The sequence below is a fragment of the Larkinella rosea genome, assembly GCF_003858635.1.
GTDB classification, from domain to species: Bacteria; Bacteroidota; Bacteroidia; order Cytophagales; family Spirosomataceae; genus Larkinella; species Larkinella rosea.
Window position 1 is genome coordinate 1,692,802 of record NZ_RQJO01000008.1, and the last position, 25,486, is coordinate 1,718,287.

At 53.3% G+C, this 25,486-nt stretch carries 19 protein-coding genes; 11 read left to right on the forward strand and 8 right to left on the reverse strand.

All coding sequences use genetic code 11. The annotated features are described in order from the left end of the window. Window positions 1-8: 8 nt before the first annotated feature. Entirely contained in the window at window positions 9-380 is a 372-nt protein-coding gene (locus tag EHT25_RS15665; RefSeq protein WP_124876001.1) for a VOC family protein, read from the forward strand. A 123-nt stretch (window positions 381-503) separates the two neighbouring features. Here the strand turns inward: EHT25_RS15665 and EHT25_RS15670 are convergent, their stop codons facing one another. Continuing rightward, window positions 504-995, reverse strand: a complete 492-nt coding sequence (locus EHT25_RS15670) for an NUDIX domain-containing protein (RefSeq protein ID WP_124876002.1) — start codon at window positions 993-995, stop codon at window positions 504-506. A gap of 82 nt (window positions 996-1,077) precedes the next feature. Between EHT25_RS15670 and ruvX the strand changes: the two genes are divergently transcribed. From ruvX to EHT25_RS15700, 6 genes are all read left to right on the forward strand, one after another. Then, window positions 1,078-1,491: a Holliday junction resolvase RuvX gene (gene ruvX, locus EHT25_RS15675; RefSeq protein ID WP_124876003.1), complete on the forward strand. Its 414-nt coding sequence runs from the start codon at window positions 1,078-1,080 to the stop codon at window positions 1,489-1,491. Beyond that, window positions 1,491-2,063 (forward strand): peptide deformylase, encoded by a 573-nt coding sequence (def, locus tag EHT25_RS15680; protein WP_124876004.1) that lies wholly within the window; start codon window positions 1,491-1,493, stop codon window positions 2,061-2,063. Before ruvX ends, def begins: the two co-directional genes overlap by 1 nt. Window positions 2,064-2,150: 87 nt before the next feature. Then, a complete protein-coding gene (locus tag EHT25_RS15685) occupies window positions 2,151-2,924 on the forward strand; it encodes an amidohydrolase (protein WP_124876005.1) in 774 nt (257 codons plus the stop codon). A 123-nt stretch (window positions 2,925-3,047) separates the two neighbouring features. Continuing rightward, the gene (locus tag EHT25_RS15690) at window positions 3,048-4,265 is read left to right on the forward strand and encodes a pyridoxal phosphate-dependent aminotransferase (protein ID WP_124876006.1); all 1,218 of its coding nucleotides are present in this window, start codon (window positions 3,048-3,050) and stop codon (window positions 4,263-4,265) included. A gap of 116 nt (window positions 4,266-4,381) precedes the next feature. Beyond that, complete coding sequence (gene ahcY / locus EHT25_RS15695) at window positions 4,382-5,698, forward strand: adenosylhomocysteinase (RefSeq protein ID WP_124876007.1); 1,317 nt, start codon at window positions 4,382-4,384, stop codon at window positions 5,696-5,698. Window positions 5,699-5,737: 39 nt separating this feature from the next. Beyond that, window positions 5,738-6,430, forward strand: a complete 693-nt coding sequence (locus EHT25_RS15700; protein WP_229311554.1) for a Uma2 family endonuclease — start codon at window positions 5,738-5,740, stop codon at window positions 6,428-6,430. Between the two features lie 81 nt (window positions 6,431-6,511). Here EHT25_RS15700 and EHT25_RS15705 read toward each other — a convergent pair whose 3' ends face one another. The 7 genes from EHT25_RS15705 to EHT25_RS15735 all read right to left on the reverse strand — a co-directional run bounded on the left by EHT25_RS15705 (window position 6,512) and on the right by EHT25_RS15735 (window position 20,231). Continuing rightward, window positions 6,512-6,946, reverse strand: coding sequence for a hypothetical protein (locus EHT25_RS15705; RefSeq protein WP_124876008.1), 435 nt, complete (start codon window positions 6,944-6,946; stop codon window positions 6,512-6,514). After that, entirely contained in the window at window positions 6,943-9,519 is a 2,577-nt protein-coding gene (locus EHT25_RS15710) for a fibronectin type III domain-containing protein (RefSeq protein WP_185731377.1), read from the reverse strand. The genes EHT25_RS15705 and EHT25_RS15710 overlap by 4 nt, the downstream gene beginning before the upstream one ends. Window positions 9,520-9,524: 5 nt before the next feature. Further along, window positions 9,525-11,510 (reverse strand): fibronectin type III domain-containing protein, encoded by a 1,986-nt coding sequence (locus tag EHT25_RS15715; RefSeq protein WP_124876010.1) that lies wholly within the window; start codon window positions 11,508-11,510, stop codon window positions 9,525-9,527. A 21-nt stretch (window positions 11,511-11,531) separates the two neighbouring features. Beyond that, window positions 11,532-15,716, reverse strand: a complete 4,185-nt coding sequence (locus EHT25_RS15720; protein WP_124876011.1) for a hypothetical protein — start codon at window positions 15,714-15,716, stop codon at window positions 11,532-11,534. Continuing rightward, complete coding sequence (locus EHT25_RS15725; RefSeq protein WP_124876012.1) at window positions 15,700-17,394, reverse strand: hypothetical protein; 1,695 nt, start codon at window positions 17,392-17,394, stop codon at window positions 15,700-15,702. Before EHT25_RS15725 ends, EHT25_RS15720 begins: the two co-directional genes overlap by 17 nt. A 204-nt stretch (window positions 17,395-17,598) precedes the next feature. After that, window positions 17,599-18,225 carry a response regulator transcription factor gene (locus EHT25_RS15730; protein ID WP_124876013.1) on the reverse strand — a complete coding sequence of 209 codons (627 nt, stop codon included), beginning with the start codon at window positions 18,223-18,225 and terminating at the stop codon, window positions 17,599-17,601. 71 nt (window positions 18,226-18,296) lie between these two features. Beyond that, window positions 18,297-20,231 carry a tetratricopeptide repeat-containing sensor histidine kinase gene (locus tag EHT25_RS15735; RefSeq protein WP_185731378.1) on the reverse strand — a complete coding sequence of 645 codons (1,935 nt, stop codon included), beginning with the start codon at window positions 20,229-20,231 and terminating at the stop codon, window positions 18,297-18,299. Window positions 20,232-20,645: 414 nt separating this feature from the next. On the opposite strand from EHT25_RS15735, the gene EHT25_RS15740 reads away from it, so the two are divergent. The 4 genes from EHT25_RS15740 (at window position 20,646) to EHT25_RS15755 (ending at window position 25,439) form a co-directional block, all read left to right on the forward strand. Next, complete coding sequence (locus EHT25_RS15740; protein ID WP_124876014.1) at window positions 20,646-22,304, forward strand: M1 family metallopeptidase; 1,659 nt, start codon at window positions 20,646-20,648, stop codon at window positions 22,302-22,304. An 8-nt stretch (window positions 22,305-22,312) separates the two neighbouring features. Next, window positions 22,313-23,074, forward strand: a complete 762-nt coding sequence (locus tag EHT25_RS15745; protein ID WP_124876015.1) for a 5'-nucleotidase C-terminal domain-containing protein — start codon at window positions 22,313-22,315, stop codon at window positions 23,072-23,074. Then, window positions 23,052-23,975, forward strand: coding sequence for a bifunctional metallophosphatase/5'-nucleotidase (locus EHT25_RS15750; RefSeq protein ID WP_124876016.1), 924 nt, complete (start codon window positions 23,052-23,054; stop codon window positions 23,973-23,975). The genes EHT25_RS15745 and EHT25_RS15750 overlap by 23 nt, the downstream gene beginning before the upstream one ends. A 132-nt stretch (window positions 23,976-24,107) precedes the next feature. Next, a complete protein-coding gene (locus EHT25_RS15755) occupies window positions 24,108-25,439 on the forward strand; it encodes an NAD(P)/FAD-dependent oxidoreductase (RefSeq protein WP_124876017.1) in 1,332 nt (443 codons plus the stop codon). Window positions 25,440-25,486 lie beyond the last annotated feature (47 nt).

Sequence of the window (25,486 nt, forward strand, 5' to 3'; positions counted from 1 at the left end):
GCATCGTCATGAAGCTGAATGCGGGCATTGTTACCGACAAACTGGCCGAAACCAAGGCGTTTTACCAAACCGTCCTGAACTTCGGTGTCACGTTTGAAAACGATTTTTACCTGTTACTCCACACTCCGAATCAGCAGGCCGAACTGAGTTTTCTGTTGCCGAATCACCCGACGCAACGACCGGTTTTTCAGAAACCGTTCACTGGCGAAGGCGTCTATCTGACGATTGAAGTGGACGATGTCGATGCGGAATACGCGCACATCCAGTCACTGAATGTTCCGATCGAAATTGAGCTCCGCGACGAACCCTGGGGCGACCGCCATTTCGCCATTGTCGACCCGAACGGGATTGGGATTGATGTGGTAACGTATGGACTATGATTGCGGTGATGATTATGATTACGGTGATGGTAGTGATGAATCAGATCCAAATGATGATATAGATTTCGAAGTGTTTCATAAAATCGATCATTCAAATCACCGCAACCATAATCATCACCGTAATCATAGTCCCCGGTTCTTCAGCCAGTCTTTCACCGCGGGTCCGGTTCCGAATGGCCACGGTTTTAACTCCTTGATGGGGACGAGTTTATACGCCTGAAGTTCTTCTTCGTCGATCCGGATGTCGCCCCAGGCCCGGACGTGGTAGCAAATGATTACTTCGTTGCGCTGGTAAAACGTGTAGACGCCCAGCCGCTCCACAATTTCGGCTTCCAGCCCAATTTCCTCCTTGATTTCCCGCAAAACCGCCTGATCCGGTTCTTCGCCCGGTTCCAGAAAACCGGTGACCAACCCGAACCACTCGGCGGGCCAGCCCCGGTTTTGGATCAGGATGACGGTTTCGTTTTCGTACTCGACAATGGCACCGACGACGGGCAGCGGGTTATTCCAGAATATGTAACCACAAGCGGCTGAACAAACGAGTCGTTCGCGCCCTCCGGCCATGCCAGGGACCAGCGCCGAGGCACATTGCGGGCAAAAATTCATCTTTGGCATGATGTTGGGCAAGGATTTGCGGTGAATATAAACACCCCGCACGTATTTCCGTATATTTGCAAATCATTTAACAAAAGTTACTTTGCCGAGATTGCTGGCCATTGATTACGGAACGAAACGCACCGGCCTGGCCGTTACGGATCCCTTGCAGATTATCGCAACGGCGCTCGAAACCGTCCCGACGTATCAGTTGCTGGACTACCTGAAACGGTATGTCGTCAGCGAACCGGTCGAAGCGTTTGTGGTGGGGTTGCCCACACGCCTGGACGGAACCGATACCGACAATACGCCCCGGGTAAAGGGTTTTGTTGGCAGGCTGAAAGCCGCTTTTCCGGACATTCCGGTGCATTGGCACGACGAGCGGTTTACGTCGGCGATGGCGTTGCAGGCCATGATTGCCGCCGGAACCCGTAAAAAAGACCGGCGCGAGAAAGGCAACATCGACAAAGTGAGTGCAGTGATTATTTTACAATCGTTTATGGAATCCAAAAGGTGATGATTTACCCAATAATAGCGTACGGTGATTCCGTTTTGCGGAAACGGGCAAAAGACATTGAGAAAGGGAGCCTCGATGTCAAGAAATTCAGCGAAGACATGTTCGAGACGATGTACAACGCATCGGGCATCGGGCTGGCCGCTCCTCAGGTTGGCAAAAGCATCCGTTTGTTTGTGGTCGATGGAACGGCCCTCAACGAAGACGAACCGGAAGAAGACAAGGACCCGAGTCTGCTGGGTTTCAAGAAAGTGTTTGTCAACCCGCAGATTCTGGAAGAAGACGGCGATGAATGGGGTTTTGAGGAAGGCTGCCTGAGCATTCCGCAGATCCGGGGGGAAGTTTTCCGGCCCGAAATTGTTAAAATTCAGTATTTTGATACCGACTGGAACGAGCACATCGAAGAATACGACGGCATGGCCGCCCGCATCATCCAGCACGAATACGACCACCTTGAAGGCAAACTTTTCACCGATTATTTGCCCCCGCTGAAACGCCAGTTGATGAAGAAAAAACTGGCCGATATTACGCGCGGCAACGTGAAAGCGGACTATAAAATGAAGTTTCCGAAATAAAGGGGAAAAGGAGGAAGGGAGGAAAGGGTAAAAGGAAAATGAACCAGATTTATCCTCTCCTCCCTTCCTCCCTTCCTCCCTTCCTCCATGCTCCACCTCACCCTCCTGCAAACCAGTCTCCATTGGGAAAATCCGACGGCCAATCGTGCGATGCTGGAAGAGAAAATCTTCGCCCTGCCCGAAAAAACCGACCTCATTGTATTGCCGGAAATGTTCACGACCGGTTTTACGATGAATGCTGCACCACTGGCTGAACCGATGAATCTGACCACATTCCGTTGGCTCAAACAGATGGCCGCCCAGACCGAAGCAGTGGTGACAGGCAGTTACATCGTGCAGGAAAAAGGGCGGTTTTACAACCGCCTGATCTGGATGGAACCGGATGGTTCGTTCGATGTGTACGACAAACGGCATTTGTTTCGGATGGCCGAAGAAGACCGGACGTACACCGCCGGTTCAAAACGGCTCATCAAATCCTGGCGCGGCTGGAACATCTGCCCTCTGATTTGCTACGATTTACGTTTCCCGGTCTGGAGCCGGAATTCTGGTTTGGCGTATGATTTGTTGCTCTACGTCGCCAACTGGCCCGCGCCCCGCAGCCTGGCCTGGAATGCCCTTTTACAGGCCCGTGCCATCGAAAATCTGGCGTACGTGGCGGGGGTAAACCGGGTCGGTGAAGACGGCAACGGGCACCCGTACGCGGGGGATTCGAGCATCATTGACCCGAAAGGGGAGGTGCTTTTCCGGCAGCGGGATACGGAAACGGTTTTCCAGACTTCCCTGTCGCTGGATGATTTGAGAGCATACCGTGAGCGGTTTCCGGCCGACCGCGACGCGGATGAATTCCAGATTATAGGATAGAAAGAAGAATTGAATGGGTTCTAATTTCCTGCCGTTCTGTATAAATATTTAAATAATACGCAGTTATCAGGAGATAGTTAGTAATTTTGTGCCCGGAATTTTATTGAACAATCCCATTACATCATGTCTGTATCGGTAGAAAGCGCCACGTTGTTGGCCGACCGCATCATCGCGCTGGAGGAATCGTCGACATTGGCGATGACCAAAAAAGCCCGCGAACTGGCCGCTCAGGGCCACAAAGTAATCAGTCTCAGTGTTGGAGAACCTGATTTCAAAACGCCGAAACACATTTGCGAAGCCGCCAAGCAAGCCATCGACGAAGGCTACCACGGTTATTCGCCCGTGGCCGGTTATGCCGACCTGCGGAAAGCCATTGCAGATAAGTTTAAACGGGAAAACAATATTGACTGGAAACCGGAAAACATCGTGGTTTCGACCGGTGCGAAACATTCGCTGGCGAATGTCATTCAGGTGCTGGTCAACCCCGGCGACGAGGTGATCATTCTGGCACCGTATTGGGTCAGTTATTCCGAAATGGTGAAATTGGCCGAAGGCAAATCCATCATTCTCAACGGCGCGTTTGAAAACGACTTCAAAGTAACGGCCGAGCAACTCGAAGAAGCCATTACCGACCGCACGAAAATTGTCATGTACGCGTCGCCCAACAACCCGACCGGTTCGGTATACAGCGAAGAAGAGCTGCGGGCGATTGGTGAAGTCGTTGCCAAACACGAAAACGTATTTGTGCTGGCCGACGAAATTTACGAACACATCAATTTTACCAATAAAGGCCATTTCAGCATCGGTTCCATTCCGGAAATCAAAGACCGCGTGATTACGGTCAACGGGGTTGCGAAAGGGTTTGCGATGACGGGCTGGCGGATCGGGTACATCGGAGCCGCCAAATGGATTGCCGATGGTGTTGAGAAATTGCAGGGACAGGTGACGTCCGGAACCAGCTCCATTTCGCAGCGAGCCACCGTTGCCGCCCTGAATGGTCCAATGGAACCTACCCAGGAGATGTCGAAAGCCTACGAACGTCGCCGGGATCTGGTGGTGAAATTACTGAAGGAAATCCCCGGTTTCAAGGTCAACGTACCGGAAGGCGCCTTCTACGCGTTCCCCGACATCAGCTATTACTACGGGAAATCGGACGGCACGACAACCATCCATGATTCGGACGATTTTGCTGGTTGGTTACTGAATACTGCCCACGTCGCCACGGTTGCCGGTTCTGGTTTTGGGGCACCCTACGGTTTGCGGATTTCAACGGCGGCTTCCGACGAAGCCCTAACCGAAGCCGTTCAACGCATTAAAGATGCGGTGGCAACGTTGAAATAGATGATAGAAGTAAGACAAGAGAGAAAAGACAAAACCTGCTGATTGACATTTTGTCTTTATTCTCTTGTCTCACCTCTTTTCTCTTAAAATTCATCAAGCATTAACTTACACTTCTTATGTCTACAGAAACATCCACGTACGTTCCGTATAAAGTAAAAGATATTGCGCTGGCCGAGTGGGGCCGCAAGGAAATCAAGTTGGCCGAAGCCGAAATGCCGGGTTTGATGTCCCTGCGCAAGGAGTTCGGACCGTCGAAACCGCTGGCTGGTTCGCGCATTGCGGGTTGCCTGCACATGACGATCCAAACCGCCGTGCTGATCGAAACACTGGTGGAACTGGGTGCCGAAGTGACCTGGTCATCGTGTAACATCTTCTCGACGCAGGACCATGCCGCTGCCGCCATCGCTGCCGCCGGTATTTCGGTGTATGCGTGGAAGGGAATGAATGAAGAAGAATTCAACTGGTGCATCGAGCAGACCTTGTTTTTCGGGGAAGAGAAAAAACCGCTGAACATGATTCTGGACGACGGCGGTGACCTGACCAACATGGTTTTTGACGTGTATCCGGAACTGATTTCGGGCATCAAAGGCTTGTCGGAAGAAACCACGACGGGTGTTCACCGCTTGTACGAGCGCATGAAAAATGGTACGCTGCACCTGCCCGCCATCAACGTCAACGACTCGGTAACAAAATCGAAGTTCGATAACAAATACGGCTGCCGCGAGTCGCTGGTCGATGCCATCCGTCGGGGAACCGACCTGATGCTGGCCGGTAAAGTAGCGGTTGTGGCTGGTTACGGTGACGTCGGTAAAGGCTCGGCGGAATCGCTGCGGGGAGCAGGTTGCCGGGTTCTGGTGACCGAAATCGACCCGATTTGTGCGCTGCAGGCCGCCATGGACGGCTACGAAGTCGTCACGATGGACGAAGCAGCTACGCGGGCGAACATTTTCGTGACGGCCACCGGTAACATCAACATCGTGAAAGACCGTCACTTCAAAACCATGCGCGACAAAGCCGTGGTTTGTAACATCGGTCACTTCGACAACGAAATCGATATGGCGTGGCTGAACGCCAACTACGGTTCGAGCAAAAGCCAGATTAAACCGCAGGTTGATCTGTACGAAATCGACGGCAAGGAAATCATCGTGCTGGCCGAAGGTCGTCTGGTGAACCTGGGCGTGGCGATGGGTCACCCGTCGTTCGTCATGTCGTGCTCGTTCTCGAACCAGACGCTGGCGCAATTGGAATTGTGGGCCAATTCGGACAACTACGAAAACAAAGTCTACATTCTGCCGAAACACCTCGACGAAAAAGTAGCGGCTTTGCACCTCGACCACGTCGGTGCAAAACTGGAAAAACTGGATCAGGAGCAGGCGGAATACATCGGCGTGACAACCGCCGGTCCGTTTAAATCGGATCTGTATCGGTATTAAAATTAATGATGGATTATGAATGATGAACGATGAGTTAAAATGCGAAAGCAATTCATCGTTCATCATTCAGCAAGCGCGGTTTCGGAAACGGGATCGCGCTTTTTTGTGTTTTTCGTTACTTTTAATCCGGTTGAGCGTCTATCTGAAAAACGACTTATGCGTTTGCCAATCAATTTTCCTACCTATAGGGGGCGCTTTACAGACGATGAGTTTTTCGAATTCTGTTATCAAAATCAGGTATTAAGGCTTGAACGTGATGAAGACGGCCAGATTTATTTGCGAGCACCTGTTGGAACGAAAAACAATATTAAAACCGTCGAGATAATTACAGAAGTTGCACTTTGGAATCGCCAATACAATGCTGGAGTTGTTACGGAATCTAATGGAGGGTTTACGTTACCGGATACCTCCGTTCGGGCCCCGGATGTGGCCTGGATCAGCAATGAACGCTGGAATTCGGTACCTGAGGACGACAAAAACAAATGTGCCCGAATTTCTCCTGATTTTGTAATTGAACTCATGTCAGATCGGGATGAGCGGTATTGGCTGCCAGCTAAAATGGAGAAATACCTCCAGAACGGAGTTCGGCTGGCCTGGCTGATTGATCCTTTTCAGCAGCAAACCACGATTTATCGGCCGGATGTCGAGCCCGAAATCAAAACCTTTGCGGAAGCGTTGACCGGTGACGCGGTTTTACCAGGACTTGAACTCAATTTATCATTATTACTCTAACGTACCCCCGTACTTTAGTCCGTGTTTTTTGCTATTTATCCTGATTTTGGAGTAAAACACGGACTGAAGTCCGTGGGTACGTTATTCCGGAATCAATGCGTATTGATTGACCGTATTCCCGGTTTTCCGGCTTTCGGCGGTTCGCTGGAGGTTGAAGGTTGACCCATCGGGAGTCGCCAGAATATAGAACTCGATGATGCCGCCGGTGCTGGTCGGCTTGGGGTTCAGGTTATCCAGAATCAGCCGTTTGTTGTCCGTGGAAACCGTCCAGGTGCCGCTGACCAATCGTCCGTCAATGTCTTTCAAGGTCGCTTTGTCGCTCTGGCTCAGGTCAAGCCGGTAGTTCGTATAACCGGGTTTGAGATTACCGGTGGCACCGAGCGTATAGACCAGTATATCCGCTTCTTTGACAGTATTGGCTTTCCAAACTCGGGTAATCAGATCCGTAATCGGTTTAACCGGTTTTGGCTGACAACCGGCCAGCGCCAGCATCATAATAACAATCCGCTTTTTCATGGAAGTAAAAATCGTTTAGCGAACACGCGTCCTTCGGCTACAATTCGGAACAGGTAGATACCGGCTGGTCGGGTTGTCAGGTCATACTGCCAGTTGTCTTCGGAAGCAACCCGGCGCCGTTCCATTGCCATGATCTGCCCGTTCAGATTCAGCAACTGAATCGACGCTTCGGCGGGTTTTTGCCAGCTTGTCCGAACGATCAGTTTCCGGTCCTGAACAGCCAGAGTCGTAAACGTGATGAATTCATCCTCAACGCCAATCACGATTTCGTCGACCCGTGCCGAAGCCACATTGGAATAGGTTGATTTTCCAGCCGCGTTCACGGCCTGAATTCGATAATAATAAGTGGTGTATTCCTGCAAACCGCCATCTACGTAGCCGATTTGGGCCGCTGGCTGCTGTTTGATTTCCTTGAAATCCGAATTCGGGTTGGTCGAACGTTCGATGATCACCGTCACCGCTGAAGTGCCTAATGCGTCCCAGTTCAATCGAATCTGATCGTAATCAAACAGTTGGGCGGTTAGATTGGTGGGTGCCGGGGGCGGAGCCAGGGGTGTTCGAGCACAAACCGCATCGGTAAATGCCGACGGACCAGCCGCGTTAATGGTTCGGATTCGGTAACAATACTGGGTGTTATCAGCAAGATTTTTATCCTGATAAGCCGTTGTGTTGGTTGGTAAATCCGCTATTTTTTTAAAGTCGCCGGTGGCGCTGGGTGCCCGTTCCAACTCAAAACCGCTTTCGTTCGTTGCCAGATCCGTCCAACTCAAATCGATGTGATTTGGCGAAACCGCATTGGCCTTGAGCTGGCTCGGAGTCGTTGGCGGCACATCGGGCGTCTGGGCATCCGCGACCTTGGAAAACGGACCGGTTCCACTGGCATTACTGGCCTGAATCCGGTAATAATACCGCGTGTTTCGGGTCAGATTTTGGTCGGAATACGTTGTTGCATTTCCCGCAACCGAGCCAATCTTGTTCCAGTCACCGGAGCCATTCGGACTCCGCTCAATAACAATGCTTGTGGCTGTGGGAACGGTATTCCAGCTCAGGTTAATCTGCGTAGTCGAAACCGCCGTTGCGGTTAAATTCTGCGGGGTTGCGGGCGGTCCCACGGGCGTGGTGGCATCGCGGACATTGGAATTGACCGACGGCCCGGCGGCATTGGTCGCCCGAATCCGGTAAAAGTAGCGGGTTTGGGGTTGGACGCTTTGGTCGGAATACGAAGTCGTATTGGCGCCTACCTCGGCAATTTTCTCCCAGCCATCGGTTCCGTTCGGGCTGCGATCGACCTGAAAATTGCTTTCATTCCCCGACAAATCGGCCCAGCTCAGGTCAATCTGCTGGTAAGAAACAGCGATTACCGTGAGGAGGTTAGGAGCCACCGGCGGAACGTCCGGCGTCAGGGCGTTGGCGACGTTGGAAGGTGGTCCCGTTGTTCCGCTCACTACGGCCCGGATTCGGTAATAATACCGGGTATTGGGGGTCAGATTCGGGTCCGTGTGCGTCGTCGCGTTTCCGGCCGGTTCCGCTACTTTCTGCCAGTTATCCGTTCCGTTCGGGCTGCGTTCCAGTTCATACCGGGTCGCTCCCGCAACGCCCGCCCAACTCAGACTGATCTGGGTGGTAGACGTTGCCGTCGCCGTGAGGTTTTGCGGAGCCCCGACGGGCGGAGCCTGGGTGGTGGCACACTGCGGCTCCGTAAAAACACTGGCCCCGACTCCGTTGATGGCCCGAACGCGGTAGCAATATTGACGGCTGGCCGCCAGGCCCTGATCGCTGAAGGTGGTGGAATTGACGCCCAGATCCGCAATTTTTGAAAAACCGCCTGTTGGATTATCGGCGCGCTCGATCTGAAAACCGGTTTCATTGTTCGAAACGTCGGCCCATTGCAGGTTAATTTGAGACGAAGAAACCGCATTGACGGATAAACGGGCCGGCGGTTCGGGTGCCGTTTGTTGGGTGGTGGCGCAGACGGTATTGGAATAGTCGTGGCCGCTTTCAATAATCCGGTAACAATATTCGGTGTTTGTTGCTAAATCGTTGTCGGTGTATTGCCCGTAATCGCCCAGTGTGGACGTGATTTTGCTCCAGCCGCCGGTTTGTCCCGTCCGTCGTTCGATGTCGATTCCCGATTCTTTGCCGAAAGGAGTCCAGCTTAGGCGGATGGAGCGGCTGCCGGTGGCCTGAGCCTGCAAATTGGTAACATTCGTCGGAGTCAGATTGGCTGTGGCGCAAACGGCACTGGCATACGGGGAAGTGATCGATCCGGTTCGCGCCCGAACCTGATAACAATATTGGATACCGCCCACAACGCCGTTATCGGTAAAGGTTGGCGTTCGGCTGTAGGCAATAGTTTGTAATAAATTAAACGGGCCACCCGGTTTTTCTCCGCGTTCGATCTGGTAATCGGTCGGCGTAAGGCCCGAACCGTTGTTCCAGGTAAGTCGGATACCGTTCCCCTGAGCAGCAGCCGCCAGGCCGGTAGGAACGCCCGGAGCCTGGCCGAAAACGGGCCAACTGGCGATCAGTGCCAGCAAAAGCGCTCCAAAAACCGGTCGTTGAAAATGCTTCATGCGGATCATTTGCGGGGTGTGGCTTTAACGATTTCACTGTTCAGTTGCTGGCCGGTCTGGCTGATGGCGACTACGGCGATTTCGTAGTTAGCACCGGTTTCCCAATCGGTCAGCTCGGCCCGGGCTTCGGTCAGCAAGGGTGTTACGGCCCGGAACGTTTCGCCCTGATCGCGGGCCAGCACGCGATAGCCCGCAAAATCGGCAGGTTGTGGAGGCTGACTCCAGCTCACCAGCAGCTTCTTTTCCCGTTCGTCCAATCGTACTTTTACGTCTTTCGGAGCCGTCAGCGGGTTTTTACCGACCAGTTCAACGATCTTCGGCAATGACGGTTTGGACTGGTTCCCGGCGCTGTCGGTCGCCAAAATCGCGTAACTGTAAAGACCGCGCGACACTTTTTGATCCGTAAACCGACGATTTGCCGTGCGCCCGATCACCTGGAACGTGGGTTGCCGATCCGACTCGTTTCGGCGCATCACCTGATAAATTCGTACCTCGTCGGCATCGGGAGAAGTCCATTCCAGCCGGACTGAATCGGCCGCAAAAACCGGAGGTAACAACATCGGCGCTCGCGGAGCCAGCCGATCGGGCAACCGCACTGTCTGCAGGGCGGGCACGCTTTCGTTATCACTCTGATCGACAGCTGTAATTCGGTAATAAAAAACGTTGCGGTTGGTGCGGGGAAGTGTGTCCCGAAAAACCGTACCCGCCAGCGGTTTGAGTTGCAATTGGGCGTAATTGTCGGGTTTGTCTTCCAGCGCACGGTAGACGAAATAGCCTTTCAGATCGGTTTCCTGATTGGCCCGCCAATTGAGCGCGACATGACCCATCGTATCGGTTTGCACCGTCAGACCAGCGGGCAGAGCCGGAGGGGTCAGGTCGGGGTGCGTGACTTGAATCGGCGACGTATTGACGGTGTTACCCGCCTGATCTTCAGTTCGCAGATAATAATAATACGTCGAACCTTCAACGGCAGTTTCGTCCAGAAACGTGGTGTCGGAAGGAGCCAGCAGGCGCGGCAAAACCGGCTGGAACGGTTTATTGATGGCGGTTCCGCGCAACAGGCGGTAACCAATGCAATCGCGCGACGAAGACGGTTTCCAGCTTAAGCGAACGCCTAGTTTATCAATCCGGCCCCGCAAATCGGCCGCTCCGGCGGGTAGGTCCATGTCCTTGACGGTCAGCCAGACGGCCTGACTTTGCTCCCCGGCGTTGACGAACGGGTCGAGCGCAGCAATGTGGTAGTAATACGTTTCGCCCACTTTCAGGGTGCTGTCCGAATCGGTAAACTGCGTGGAAGGCCGTTTGCCGTTCAGCGCATCAACCACGACGACCGGTTTTTTATTGAGTTTGATTTCACCACCGTTTTCGCGTCGACGGTACACGTTGTACGCCAGCACATCCGTGCGAATGTCCCAACTCAGCGCAATCTGACGCGTTTTCTGCTGCACGATTTTCAGGCCCGTTGGCGCGACCAACGGCTGGTAATCCCCGGCCCGAACGGGCGAACTCATCGCCCAACTGTATTCCTTTCCGTTAAAAACCGCACTCACCGCGTATTCATACGTCTTTCCGGCCACCACCGTATTGTCTTTGTAATACATTCCGGCAGCCCGCGCAAACTCATTGTCGGTATAAGCATTCATTCCGAATAGCTGAAGGAAAAGCTGCACCTCGTCTTTTGTCGTGGGCCATTTTTGGGTGAAGTCAAGAAAGTTCCGGCGCGCTTCGGCCACCGCCCCGGGGCCTTTCAGCTCATTGGATGTAATGGCCTGCAACGGTTTTTCGGACACTTTCTTAAACGTTTTTTCGCCCACCACCCGGCGCAGAATATGGTATTGAACCCGAATCGGAGTTGTCACGATCCACTTGATCTGAATGGCATTTTCCCGGGGAACCGCCTGGGCGTAGGCCTTCGGCATTTTGTTCTGCGCCCATCCCCAACCAAGGCAAAACAGCATGAAACCGGTCGTTAAGAGTCCTCGCTTTTTCATCGCTCGTTGATTTTTAGAAACTTAGCAGCCCCAGCCGATGGTGGAACAATACCCGTCCTTGATCGCTCCCCCCACGGCTTCCGCGCCCTTGACCACCGCACCCGTTGCATCCTTGAGCAGGTTATAGGCCGTATCCAGTACCTCACCAGCGGCATTGACAATGACCTGCGCCCCGTCCATGAGCCAGCCGAGAATACCCTCGCAGGGGCCCTGCACCGTTCCATCATCCCGGCACATGTCCTCCGGTCCGCCGTTGGTTCGCATATAGGGCGTCGGGCGTAAGCCTACGATCAGGTTACAGCCGCCCAAAACCGGGAAGCAGATGCGTTTATTGTAAGCCAGACAGAAGTCGGGCAGCGTCAGCTGGACGCTCTCCGAAACGTTGGCAAGGTTGTACGAATAATTGCTATACCCGACGTTCAGGTTGATATCGGTGCCAACGCGGGCGTACAAATCCACCGACGGTCGAATGGTTACATCCAGATCCGCATCCGCACCGGCGGTCAGCGTCGCCCAGGGGTTGGACACAAAAAACTTGCGGGTGTCGATGTTCAGCAGGGTTGCCGCCAGATGCGCCCGAATGCCAATACCGCTGGTCGGAATCCAGTCCATGCCGCCGATGGAACCGTTGGTGGCGTAAATCGCGCAGTAAGCTGTAGCAGACGGCGTTAGATCGCCCATGATGCCGCAGAGGGCCGTGGCCTTCACCGGCTGTGCGGGCGAACCAACCGAAACCGCAAAACCGCTGGGACCCATGTAAAACGAAGCCGTTCCGGTCATACACACCGCCGTGAAATCGCCTTTCGTCATGTTCACGGTGCCCACAATGGTTTTTTCTTTCGGAGCCATCACAATCACCCCGTAGCCCTGAACACGCGACGTGCTGGCATCGCCCGTGCCGCCCAACTGTTCCAGGTTGACATCGCCCCGGATGGTAATTTGCTTGGGCGCAAACCCCTGAAATGTTAGTTCAACACCGGTTTTTCCCCAGAGCAACCGGCCTTTGTCGGCCACCGACTGGATGGGCATGGCGGCAAACAAACCAAAGCTTGTGCCGGCGTCGGGCACGTAGTTATCGTTGAAAATGGCCGAGGGCTCGCCGACGTGCTTCATGTGGCTGTAAATCCGGCCCTCAAAACCGTAGGCTTCCAGATTCAGAAACAGCGAAATACCGGGTGTATCCTTGCTTTCGTATTTGAATGCGGCAAACCAGTACTTCACGCCCTGCGCTTTTCCGGCAATGACAGTGGCACCTACCTGCGTATTAACCGGGCTGAAAATGAGGGCTTTGGTGTCGAGCCGAAAACCGTTGCCGAACGTGGCGTCGTCGGTATAAAGTGTGAAATCGCCCTGATAGTAGGCCGTTCCGGTGCTGAACGAACCGTGGATGGTGTTGGCTTTCAGGGGTTTCAGGAACGAGGCCGGGGCCGCGCGTTCGAGGTGGTAACCGGCGGCCCGTTCAGCCTCGGAAACGGTTTCCGCGCCATCGGCCGAGGGGCCACCGCCTTCGGTTCCGGTGGGCGGGAATGGATCGCTGAACGGAAGGGAGCCCGTAAAGTTGAAATCATCGACCGGCGGTTTGGCGAAAACAAGGTCGTACAAATACTGATCGTCGGTAACGATTTTCTCGCCCAGCACCAGCTTGCCATTGAACGACAACCGGCACTGTTTGCCGCCCGCTTCGTCGCTCAGCACGACCCGCGCCAGGTGATAATCCAGGCCGTTGAGGTAAGCGGTTTTCTGTTTGCTGCCGCTGTAATAAGCCTCGGCTTTCTTGTTCTTGTAATCGCTGACCAGCTCTCCTTTGGGTGTAATGGCCACGTCAATGGCGTCCATCCGAATGTCCCGGGCGTCGAGTCCGCGCGTCGGATTGGTGGCGTTGTAGGCCGAAATAGCCATGTCGGGGTAAAAATAACCGTCCGCAAAATAACCGCCGTTGGTCTTGACAACGATGCGATCACCCGCCGGTGTGTCCAGCAACGTCCGTTCGCTTTTGTCAAACGAAATCACGTCCGCTTCGCCCAAACCGTATTTTTCGATCATGATTTGCAGGTAGCCGACGCTGCCGACGAAGGGTACGTAAACCTGCCCGACCAGGTGCCCGACCTTGAATTCGCTGTTTTTAATAACCGTGATGGCGTCCGTTATTTTGCCCTTGAAACCCAGAAACTTCGTTTGCCAGTTGAGCCCCTTCCGGTCGGCATTGGTCGATTCGTAGCCTTTGCCCCGGTTGACGACCGGATTAATCGGTACGATGGTCCAGTCGAGTTTGTCGTTGTTATAATCCCCGGAGCGCATCCAGAACTCAACCTCCGGGCACGAAACGCCTTTGACCCATTGCGGATACGGTAAATCGCCCGCTTCGAACAGGTCGCCGAGCTGCACGTTCAGTTTCTGGAACCGTAAGAAAAGCCGCGCCTGATCGTTGACGACCGAAACCGGAACCTGCTGGTCGTCAATCTGGGCCGTAAACGTAATACCGTCGGATTCCTGAAAAGGCACGATCAACGGAGCCACCTCTTTCCGGCCACTGGGTACCGTAACCGTTCCGTTTAGCCGGGCGACCAGTCTGCCGTTCTGAATTTCGAAATACGAGTCGGCGCGCAGGTTCAGGTAAAAACCGCTCAGGTCCGACAACGGGCCTTCATACGCTTTGGAAAACGGAATTTTCAGCGCCGGAGCTTTTTTAAGTTCGCTGCCGACTGAGGCAATGGGGTACCAGCTACCGGGTACATCGACCGTCAGATTGCCGTCGAAACTGGCGGTTCCCGGTGAGAATGATCCGCTTTTGCCCGGTTTGTAACCCGTTAATGTTGTAATCGTGATGGGGCTGTACCAGGTCAATCCGGTTTGGATGGAAGCTTCGTCGCTGCCACCTTTCTGCAGCCGGTGACTATTCAGTTTTTCATCGAACAACTCGCTGTGGTTGGCCACCAGCCGAATAGCCTGGTACGTCATAGCCGCCGTTCCGCCCGTGTGTGGATCGGTTTTTAGTTTGGCGGTTTTATCATCGACCTGCGCCCCTTTCAGGCTGTTTTCCAATTGGCCGGTGATGACCGTGAAGTCGTAAAAACCGCTCTTGCCACGCTTCTGACTCTGGTCGTAGGCCAGTGGGCGGATTTTCAGATCACTGAAACTCACCTCGGCCGAAAGCTTCACCGGCGACTTCATGACGAGCGTTCCAGAGCCCGAAAAATGATCCCGATCCGGATTCGTGATTTTTTTGACGGTAATGGTCTGCCCGCAGAAAATAAGCTCGGTCAGGCCCGAAAGGCTTATCGGAGATTTAGCGTTGGCCAAAACCGGCGCTTTCAGTGTATCCGCCGGGCCGTACTGAAAGGCGCAAACCGGACTTTTGCCATCGTTGAGCAGGTTCAGCTTGCCGAATTTATCCACCGCCTGCACCCGCCAGGCATAGCGTTTCCCAACTTTCAGGGGCAAATACTGCGGTCCGTACAGAAACGTGCTGGTCGGCAGATTTTTGATTTCAATCCCCGACGGCGGCAACGCAATGGCGTCGATAAACACATTCGGATCGACATTCTGAAGCGGCAATTCGACCACGCGCAGGGTGTAGCTGACCTGCGTCGGCAGCACACCCGCTGGCGGTGACCAGGTAAAAACCGTTGCCTGGGGCGTGGTCGGCATCACTTCGCTGTCGCAGAACGGAGCAATCAGGATGGGCGGTTCGATGGCTTTCACCGGAAACGGGGGCGAGCAGCCCAGTGGTTCGCCCGCCGAAAGCGCCTGGCTGGTGCGGTTGTCGAATACCTGCACGCACAGTTGATAGCTGCCTTCGGGCAGCGGTTTTCCCTGATAAAGCAAGTTTTTGTTCATGCCTTCGACCAGAATCTGGTTCAGGTCGAAAAGCCCTTCGAGGTCTTTGCGGGTCAGCAGCGTGGTTCCGGGCTGTAAGACGAAGGGAACGGGTGGCCGGTAGTTAGGCAGGGTGCGGATGGAAACGCCGTTGTCGCCGGTTACGCTGCCCTGCAGGCGGATTTCGAGGGCGCGTGCCGACGGGTTAATCAATCGGATCTGCACCTGCTGGCCCGCTCCGGCGTAATCCTGCAAATAGGCGCTGTAGGGTGGATTTACGTTGACCAGCACCTGAATCGGCTGGGCGCGAAGGGTTTGTGCCAAACCGATGAGGGAAAGCAGAACCCATAGCGGGGAACGAAGGGCGGTTTTTTTAAAACGTGATGCCATAGCCAAGAGTGCCTCGAAATTCGTTATACCGTTGTTCCGCCAAACCGGTGTTAGCGTTTAGGTAAAGTAGCTGGAGACTGAAATTCTGTCGTTTGCCCAACTGATAACCGGCATTGGCCGATGCATTGATGATCTGCCCGTTGAGCGATTCGCCCGTTTGCGTTGTTTGCTGGTTGAGCAGGTAGCTGGCGTTGAGGGCGGTGCTGAGTTTATTCGTCAGAAAGGCTTTGGTCAGGCCGAGCGTGGGGCCGTAGAATTTAGTCTGCATGCCCAGCGCCAGATCGGCCTGCGTGTAGGAAACCAGCAGATTCGCTCCCAGACCGGTTTTCACCCGCTGGTAGAAGTAGCCGAGGTTCAGGTTCGTATTGGTGTTGTTAGTAAAAACCGCCGTGTGCTGGTTGAGATCGCTGAGTTGCTGGCGTGTGGCCGACAGCGTGAATAAATTCACCGTTTCTTCATTCTGAATCGTGTAGCGGGTGTTGACCGTTGCCGAAAAATTGTTCTGCGCCAGCCGAACCGTATCGATGACCGGGCGAATCCCCGCCTGCTGACTAATGCCGTAATTCGAAAGCTGGAGGTCAATACCAACCTTTGTAGCCGGGTTGTAACTGACGATCAGCGAACCGATGCTGCGGCCTGTGCGGGCGTTTTTATTTTTCGCCAGGTTATCGAACTGAATCCCATAACTGCCTGAAATCCGGAGTTTTCCCTTCAGAACGGTCAGGTTTGGCACCACGGCGTAGCTTTCAATATCGCTCTGGAAATAGTAGGCGCCCATCGTCTGGAAATTCGGATCGATGCGTTTGTACTGGAGCTTGATGCCCGCGTTTTTCGTGCGGTAACCGATGGCGGCCTGTGTGGCCTGCGTCAGTTGGGTCGAAATCCGGGCGGTGAATAACCTGCCAAATAACCGGGTTACGGCGTTGCGGCCTTCCGCGGATACTTCACTGCTGCGAACGTCGCGGGTGTAGGCACTCACGGCGGCATCCAGCTCCACCACAAAGTGTTTGATCATCAGCAACCGACTGGTAACGCCGACCACCAGATTTTCGGCGGGTGTGACCGTCTGGGTTGCCGATTGCGGGACCGAGGCAATGGAACTGGAATCGTCTTTGGCCCGCAGCATGAGCAGATCGACGTAATTCGTGGGTTTTCCATAGCCGAGCTTGAGGGCATACCCCGTGCGCTGGTAAGCCGGAAGGATGTCGGGTTCGGCCAGGTTGGTCGAGATGGCTTTGTTGAACCGTCCGTAAACCGCTCCCAGCCGCAATTTGCCGGGATTCAGTTCAAAACCGCCCCCCAGAAACGTGTGTCCGGCCAGCGTGAACGGCGAAAAACTGACGTTGCGATACCCCGCGTGAACCGTCGCCCATTTGTAGGTTGGTGAAACGCCAAACTGGTTGAAGGGTTGGCGGAAGCTGTTACCCTGATTTCCTAAAACTGCCGAGAACGGAAGTGAAATACCACCCGGCAGCGAAACCGTTACGGAACCGCTCAACCCAACCGGTGAAGGCTGGTTGCGGGCCGCCAGACCGTTCGCGGAGTAAAATCCGGCGTAGGCATTCAGACCGCCCGAAACCTTGACCGGTTTTGTGGTCGGCGTGGGCGAATCCGTTTGCGCCAGCAGCGAACTCGTCAGGCAACTCCAGCAAGTGGCAAACAGTAGAAGAAAGCGCATACCGCGGAACGTTCAATAGCCTTGGAAACTGGGTCAAAGCTACCCTGCGAATCAGCGCACCGCAATCGGATAAATATATGAAAGGGAAAATACGGTAACTAGAAGGATTGGTGATAAGTGGTTGGCTAACAGAGAATTGATAGTATTTCGTTTCAGTTGGCCAATTTGCCAAATGCGTAGAAAACCGGGTGAGAAGAGAACCGCTTATTTAAACATTCCGGTTTTCAGCGCCTTGACGACAGCTTCGGATTTGGAATTGACGTGGAGTTTTTCGTAAATATTCACAATGTGGGTCCGGACGGTGCCCATGCTCATGTGGCAGTGATCGGCGATGAGTTTGTAGGAATCGCCCGCAACGAGTCGTTGAAGCACTTCTTTTTCCTTCTCCGTCAGCGCGTAGGTGTTGGGTTTCGGCTGCCGAAAGGCTTCCATTACTTTCAGAGCAATCGAGGGCGTCATGGCTGCTCCACCTTCCATCACGTCGCGAATCGATTCAATGAGTTTATTCGAAGGGGTTTTTTTGAGCAAATAACCTACGGCTCCGGCCTGAATGGCGGCAAAGATGCGTTCGGTGTCGTCAAAAACCGTCAGCATCAGAATCTTAGGAAAAAAGTTATTTTGACGGATTAACTGAACCGCTTCGATCCCTGTGCGGCCGGGCATGTCGATGTCCATCAGGACCACATCCGGCTGATCGCGTTCAACAGCGGCCACGGCGTTGAGCGCGTTGGGATAATTTCCGATTACAATCAGGTCGTCGGTGGCATCGAAAACCAACTGAAGCGTCTCGCGCAGGGAGGTATTGTCGTCGAAAATACAAACTCGAATCATAGGGAAGGCCGTTATCTGCCGGACAAAAGTAAGCCGTTCGGAAGTGGCATGAAATCAGATAAATATATGATTCAGCCGTTGACCACCAGCCGGATTCGGGTGCCATCGGAGGGAGTCGATTGCACGGTTAATTCCCCACCCATCGCTTCTGCCCGTTGTTTCATGCTGGCCTGGCCCGTCCGCTGGCTGAATTGTGACGCATCGAATCCGCGCCCGTTGTCTTCAATCAGCACCTGAAGCTGGTTTTCTTTTCGCTCAAAACGCACCGTGGCCTGCGTCGCTTCCGAATACTTGATCAGGTTGTTAATGGCTTCTTTCCCAATCATATAAAGGCTTCGGCGAACTTCCATCGAAACCGGGGTGTCTTCCAGCGCGGGGTCGATCTGAAACGAAAAACGAATCTGTTTCGATTCCATCAGCGGCTGGGCGTATTCCTGCAACCGCAGCGCAATCCGCGAGAGTGAGTCATTGCCGGGGTTGATCGTCCAGATGATTTCGTCGATGGATTCCAGAATCTGGCGGGCGTCGGTATAGATTTTCTGCACCATTTTCTGGGCGGTTTCCGGGCGGTTTTGACTCAACAGTTCATCGGTATGACCGCTCAGCAACGAAATACTGCTGAGGGTGCTGCCCACTTCATCGTGGAGATCGTGGGCGATCTGCTTTCGAAGTTTCAGCGAGTCTTCCAGCCGCCGGAGTCGGGCGCGGTTGAGCAACCAGGCCGTGACTGTCCCACCCAGCAACAGCAACAGGATTCCGCCAATCAGGAACGCGTTCCGCTGAAACCGCTGCTGTTCCAGTTCTTCGTTGCGGAGTTGAGCTTGTTGGCGAAGGATCTTAATCTGGGCTTCCTTTTTCCCGGTTTCGTATCCGGCCACCAGCCGCTGCACTTCCGCATTGGTTCGAACGGAGGTGACTGAATCCGTCCGGTTATTCTTCTCGAGCTGAAAAAGGTAGGCTTCCTGAAAGTTCTTCATGCCACCGTACAGATCGGCCAGCGCCTGGGTGTAATCGGTAATTTTGTCCGACTGCTCCAATTCTTTCACCAGCGCGAGGGCTTTTTTCAGGTTTTCTTCCGCCGGTTTATACTGTTTCAAATCTTCGTAAATCCGCCCCAGGTTGAAATAGGCCGTTGCCATACTTCTCTTGTTCTCCTGCCGACGACCGATTGCCAGTGATCGTTCCACGAACGGAATCGCTTCCAGCGAGCGTTTCGATAAGTTCAGCGCCAGGCCGATGTTGACCAAAATATCGGCCTGTAACAATTCGAATTCGACTTCCTCGGCGTGTTTGAGCGCTATTTTGTAATATTTCAGCGACTGGTCAAACCGTTTCAGGTAATCGTAGCAAATGCCCATGTTGTTCTCAATAATGGACATGCCTCGAACGTTGTTTTCGATCTGCATCAGGCGCAGTGCCTGCTGGTAATACGGAAGCGCCTGTTGCGGTTTGTGCATGTTCCGGAATGCGTTGCCGATGCCGCCGTACGTGGCCGCAATGCGGGGTTGAACGTTATAGTGTTCCTGCAATTTCAGGGAACGCAGTTCCATTTCCGCGGCCTTGTCGTATTGCTGAAGTTTACTAAGGGCCGCAGCCACGTTCGAGATGGCTCCGCAGATAAATCGGGGGGGGAGCTGGTGCGTTTCGGCGGTTTTCAGGGCTTTCTGGAAGTAGTCCAGCGCCTGTTGGTGCCGTCCGGTCAGGTAATAAATCGACGCCCGGTTGGTATACGCTTTGGCCAGGCCCATGCCGTACTGGAGCTTTTCGGCCAGTTGTTCCGACACCTTCAATACCGAATCGGCGCGTTCATAGTCGGGGTTGGCACCGGAGTGAAGCTCCCGACCCAGCACGTTCAGGGCGCGGACGTAATTGGTATCCTGAACCGTATGCGATTTCAGATACACCTGCACCGAATCGAGCGAATTGGGGACCTGCGCCCGCGCTGAACGCCCGCTCAGCACAGTCAGATAACTCAGAAATGCGAGGAACAGGTAACGGTATTTCATAAGCAGTGAGCAGCGTATATCGGCGTAAATATGACAGAAATACCAGTCAGTTGGTCAATCTTTTAGCATACGGTCGAAAGCGCCGATATTCTCATAAAAATACGATTTTTGTTTCGTCAAATTGTCATACGTAAATATCGTTCGGTAGCGGTTTTTCAAATGGAGGATCAATGCCCCGGTTTCAGCTCGTCGAACCATTTCATGTCAGCGATCATGAACGATTCGACGCGTTGAAACCGGTCGGATTTCTGCAAGTCGGCAATGTCGGGCTTATTCCTAAAAAGAATACGAAGTATCCTTTAAGTAACCGGATATAAGATTGAAATTCGTACCTATTCATCGTCGCTCACGCGGAACGATGCTGGTTGCCGGTGTTTAATTTGTTATTTTTGTCTGGATTTTGGACCCGCATTCATGAGAAAATGGTTTGTGGCCGTGGTGGCCTTTTTTTATTCGATTGCCCTTTTTGCGCAGCAACCTTCTGAACCCGAACGCTTTACCCGGCAGGATTCGCTGCGCGGCTCCCTTCGCCCCGAACGGACGTGCTATAATGTGACTTTTTACGACCTGAATTTATCGGTTGATCCGGCGACGAAATCCATTGCGGGGAGCAACACGATCCGGTACCGGGTGCGGTCGCCGTTCAAACGCATGCAGATCGATCTGTTTGAAAATCTGACGATTGAGTCGATCAAACAGGGGGGCGAATCGCTGAAATATGTCCGGGAAGGCAACGCGATTTTTGTGACGATGAAGGCGGCACAGGAAAAAGATGCGGTTGAAGAAATCAAGGTGACGTACCACGGTAAACCCCGCGAAGCGGTGAATCCGCCCTGGGATGGCGGTTTTTCCTGGAAAAAAGACAGTTTGGGCAACGATTGGGTAGGTGTTTCCTGCGAGGGTCTGGGCGCCAGTTCGTGGTGGCCCTGCAAGGATCATTTGTCCGACGAGCCGGATTCGATGCGGATGACGTTCCGCGTTCCGCGCGGCCTGAAAGCGGTTTCGAACGGGCGGCTGTTGCAGAAGCAGGACGTGGGCACGAACCAAACCGAGTTTGTCTGGGCGGTTTCGTATTCCATTAATACCTACAACGTGACCTTTAACCTGGGTGATTACGTGTTGATTACGGACGAATACCGCAGCCGGGATTACCGCTACCTCGACCTGAATTACCACGTGCTGCGCTACAACGAAGAAAAAGCACGGGTGCATTTTGAGCAGGTAATCGGGATGCTGGATACATACGAGTGGTTTTTCGGCCATTTTCCGTTCTGGCGCGACGGTTATTCGGTGGTCGAAACGCCGTATCTGGGCATGGAACACCAGAGCGCCATTGCCTACGGTAACAATTACAAAAACAACGCGTTTGGCTTCGACTTTATCCTCATTCACGAAAGCGCCCACGAGTATTTTGGCAATAGCCTGAGCTGTATTGATCCGGCCGAAATGTGGATTCACGAAGCGTTTGCCACCTACATGGAGTCCATTTATGTCGAAAATACGGATGGTTATCCCAAGGCGGTGAAATACCTGATGACGCAAAAACCGCTGATCAAAAACAAATACCCGCTAATCGGGCCCCGGGGCGTCAATTACGAACACAAGGATACGGATATTTATTACAAAGGAACCTGGTTGCTGCACACGCTGCGGTGCGTGGTCGACGACGACAACATCTGGTTTATGGCGCTGCGGAAAGTGGCGCTGGAACGGAACCATAAGTTTGTGACTACCAAGCAGATCATCGATATTTTGTGCCGGGAAACCGAAAAGGACCTGCGTCCTATTTTTGATCAGTTTCTGAACTATGCCGCCCCGCCCGTGATCGAATACCGGGTGACTGAAAAAGGCGATTTCATCGAAATCCAGCATCGCTGGATTGCCGATGCGAAAGGTTTTGATATGCCCCTAAAATACCGGTTTGCGTACGGTCCCTGGCATACGTTATACACGAAGCGGGAATGGCAGACTACGCTCATTCGGCGGTCGCAGGGGTGGTTGAATTTCGCGTATGAATTGCAATACTTTGGTGCCCGTCATTACCAGGAACCCGCTCAAAAACAACAGGAATAAGCCTCATCATGCAGCTAAAAAAGATTTTCATTCTTCCGGTTCTGGCCTTGCTGACGACGGCCTGCCAAACCGGTTATCACCTGACGAACCAGTCGTACAAGCGCGTTCAGGTCGACTCGCTGGCGGCTCCGGCGGATAGCGGCATGGCCCGGTTTTTACAACCCTACAAACAGCGGCTCGACCAGACCATGAACGAGGTGCTGGTGGAGTCGGCGGTGCCGCTGGAGCGTTCCAAACCGGAATGTGCGCTCAATAACCTGCTCACCGACGCCATGTTGCAGTATGCGCAGCAGAAACTGGGCGTTACGGCCGATTGCTCACACCTGAATTACGGCGGTATCCGAACCGGTTTGCCCAAAGGCCCGATCCGGATCGGCAGCATTTACGAAGTAATGCCGTTTGATAATCAGATGGTTATGCTGACGTTGAAGGGCTCGATGCTCCGGCAGTTCTTTGAATTTTTTGTGAAGAGTGAAGCCGATGAGCAATCGCTGGTGGTGGGCGGAGTCCGGGTCGTGATCAAAGATAAAATCCTGACTTCCATTGCGTTTACGAACGGGAAAACGTTCGATCCCAGCCAGACCTATACGGTTTTGATGAGTGATTACATTGCCAACCGGGGTGGCGGAACGGCCTTTCTGAAAGATGCCGTAGCCCGGAAAGATTTCAATCTGAACCTCCGCGATGTTTTTATCGATTATTTCCGGCAGCTTGGTAAATCCGGCCAACCCATAAATCCGACAACCGATGGACGCATTACAATCCAATAGACGCGAGTTTCTGAAAATTTTCGGGACGGCGGCCGTCATCGGCGGGCTGGCTCCGGAAGCCTTCGCCAGGTCCAAATCGACGACGCTGACCATTCTGCACACGAACGATGTGCACAGCCGGCTGGACCCGTTTCCGATGGACGGCAGCCGTAACGCCGGACGCGGAGGGATTGTTCGTCGGGCCACGCTGATCGAGCAGATTCGGAACGAGCAGCCCAACGTGCTGCTGTTCGACGCGGGCGATCTGTTTCAGGGAACGCCGTATTTCAATCTGTACAAAGGCGAACCTGAAGTTCAGGCCATGAACCGGATGCGCTACGACGCCAGTACCATCGGCAACCACGATTTCGACGGTGGCATGGACAACATGGTGTTGCAGTTCGGGAAAGCGGCTTTTCCGTTCCTGATCGCCAATTACGACTTCAAAAATACGGCCATGAACGGGCGGACGGAGCCGTACCGGATTTTCAAGAAAGACGGGTTGAAGATTGGCGTTTTTGGCCTGGGGATCAGACCGGAGGGTCTGATTCCAAAAGAGTTGTTCAAAGAAACCGTCTATGTCGAACCGCTTGAAACGGCCAACGCAGTGGCAGCGGTTTTGCGGAACGACAAAAAATGCGATTACGTCATCTGCCTGTCGCATCTGGGGTATCAGTACAACGATAGCACCGTTTCGGATCGCGTGCTGGCGTCCAAAACCCGAAACATCGATTTAATCATCGGCGGACACACCCACACGTTTTTGGACGCTCCCGTCAATGTGCTGAATCAGGACGGGCTACCGGTTTTGATCAATCAGGTCGGTTTTGCCGGAATTTACCTGGGACGCATCGATCTGACGTTTGAACAAGGCAAAGTAAAAGTTGCCGCTGATAGTAAAGCAGTTGAGGTGAAATCGTGACAAAACCGCCTTGGCCACCTACTATCCAGGAATAAAGACGTTCAAAGAAAAAAACGAACGGTTCGTGAAATACGTTGAAACCTTACGGAAACGAATGTAGTTATCCTGACAAAAGGTCTAATTTCCTAACGCATGAACCCAAATATTCCACGTACCGACCGAAAACGCGTAGTGATTGTAGGGGCGGGGTTTGGCGGATTGAAACTGGCGCGCAAACTCGCGCGTCGGAAAGAGTTTCAGGTTGTCCTGATCAATAAAAATAACTTCCACGAGTTTCAGCCGCTGTATTACCAGGTGGCAACCTCCGGGTTGGAAGCCAGTTCGATTCTATTCCCACTGCGGGCGGTTTTTCAGGACTGCAAAAACGTCCACATCCGCGTGACATCCGTCACGGCGGTTCATCCCGACATCAAATCCATCGATACGGACTTGGGGCCGGTCGAATACGATTATCTGGTGGTTTCAACCGGGGCCGATACCAATTTTTTCGGGATGCAGAACATCATTGAACGTGCGTTACCGATGAAGTCGGTTTCGGAGGCTATTGCGTTGCGTAACAGAATGTTGCAAAATTTCGAAGATGCGCTGTCTGTCGAGAGTCTGGACGAAAAAGAAGGTTTTTTGAACGTGGTCGTAGTGGGCGGAGGGCCTACGGGTGTCGAATTATGCGGAACCTTTGCTGAAATGCGAAAAACCGTATTGCCGAGCGATTATCCCGAACTGGACTTCCAGATGATGAAGATTTACCTCATCGAATCCGGCGGTGAATTGCTGGGGCCGATGTCGGAGAATTCACAGGTCAAATCGCAGCAGTACCTGGAGAATCTGGGCGTAATTGTGCGGCTGAAAACCCGGGTGCAGGATTTCGACGGGCGGCTGGTGTACATGGCCGACGGCTCGACCATCCGGACGAACAACCTGGTTTGGGCGGCTGGGGTAAAAGCCAATCCGCTGAGCGGTTTTCCGGTCGAAACCATCGGACGCGGAGGGCGTCTGCTGGTCAACCGGTTGAGTCAGGTGCAGGGCTTTACGGATATTTTTGCCATTGGTGACATTGCGTTGATGACGGAAGAAAAATACCCAAATGGCCACCCGCAAATTGCCCAACCGGCAATTCAACAGGGCAAACACCTGGCTAAAAACCTGATTCGGATGCAGAAAGGCCAATCGCCGGAGGAGTTTACGTATAACGATTTGGGAACGATGGCGACCATCGGGCGCGGAAAAGCCGTTGTCGATTTGCCGTTCTGGAAGTTTCAGGGTGTTTTTGCCTGGATGGTCTGGCTGTTTGTCCACCTGATGGCGATTGTTGGTGTCAAAAACCGCCTGCTCATCCTGATCAACTGGGCCGTGAATTACCTGAGCGACGACCAGTCGTTGCGGCTGATTATCAAACCGAAGCTACCGAAAGGCAATTTCGAAGCCATCAAGCAAAAAGTCGAAGACCAATTAATTACAAAATAGGATTCGGTCAACTTACTTGACTATCTGTTGAAAAGTAGTTTACATTT